Raw genomic sequence first — 1,321 nt, forward strand, 5'->3', positions numbered from 1 at the left:
TCCTCGATGGACGTGTCGCCGCGCAGTCCGTGGATCTGCGCGAGCCCGGTGATGCCCACGGGCATCCGGTGGCGGGCCTGGTAGCCCGGATAGGCGTGGCTGAACTTGGCGACGAAGTAGGGGCGTTCGGGTCTCGGCCCGACGAGGCTCATGTCCCCCCGCAGCACGTTCCACAACTGCGGCAGTTCGTCGAGGGAGGTGCGTCGCAGCAGGCTCCCGGTGGCGCTCATCCGCCGGTCCAGGGCAACGCTCCAGCGCGTGGCCGACTCGTGTTCGTCGGCGGGGCTGATCGTGCGGAACTTCAGGAGCACGAAGGGCCGCCCGTCCAGGCCGATGCGTTCCTGCCGGAAGATGACCCCGGGTCCGTCGGAGATACGCACGGCGAGCGCGCAGACGGCAAGCACGGGCGCGGCGGCCACGAGGACGAGGGCGGCGAGGCAGGCGTCCATGGCACGTTTGCCGACATGGGAGAAGGACCGGGCGGCGGCCGCCTCGAGGGGTCGTACGGGAAACCCCCACAGATGGTCGCGGCGGGGCGCCCGGGGGCGCGCGCTGGCGCCGGCGGGCGTGCCGTCGACGAGCCACACCCGGCAGCCGTGCCGGGCGAACAGGTCGACGAGCGCGGTGTCCGCCGGCCCCGAGGCGGGCGTCACGACAAAGACGGCGTGGCCGACGGCGTTCTGGATGACGGCCCGTCCGACGTCCTCGGGTGTGACGAGGACGGGCAGGGGCGCGGGAACGGGGCCGGCCCGGTGGCGGAAGGCGGGGTCGACGTGCCCGACGGGCCGCATCCCGTACTCCGGGTGCTCGTACAGGGCCGCGGTGACCTGCTGGGCCGCCGGCCCGCGCCCCACGACCAGCGCCGACCCCGGCCGGCGGGCCGCATACCGCCGACGGGAGTGGTACAGCACCGCCCGGCCCGCGCAGACGAGCACTGCCTGGCCGCCCGCGGCGAGGGTGGGGCCGGTCAACGCGACGTCGTAGCGGGCGTCGTAGGCGCCGAGGATCTCGGTGGCGACGTACCACTGGAGGAGCGCGAAGCCGAACAGGGTGGGCAGTTCGGCGAGCGCGGACGGCGACAGCCGATGGCTGTACAGCCCGCGCCATGTGTGCAGGACCGTCTGGAGCAGGACGAGCGGCGCCGCCGAGAAGAGCGGGAGGGGGGCGGCGGGCCACAGCACGGCGGGCACGATCACCACGGTGACCGTCAGGGCGACCGCGTCGGCCGCGACCAGCGCGGTGGTCGTCGGCGTCAACATCGGCAAGACCAAGGTCGTCCCGGAGGAGGAGGCGGTCGGCGACTACGTCACCTCCACCGAGC

General features: G+C 74.0%; 1 protein-coding gene. It reads right to left on the reverse strand.

The window, feature by feature from the left end:
- A partial coding sequence (locus ABZ070_RS37410) for a sugar transferase (protein WP_356640670.1) occupies window positions 1-1,259 on the reverse strand: 1,259 nt, incomplete at its 3' end.
- Between the last annotated feature and the right edge of the window lie 62 nt (window positions 1,260-1,321).

Source organism: Streptomyces sp. NPDC006283 (assembly GCF_040613325.1).
Classification (GTDB): Bacteria; Actinomycetota; Actinomycetes; order Streptomycetales; family Streptomycetaceae; genus Streptomyces.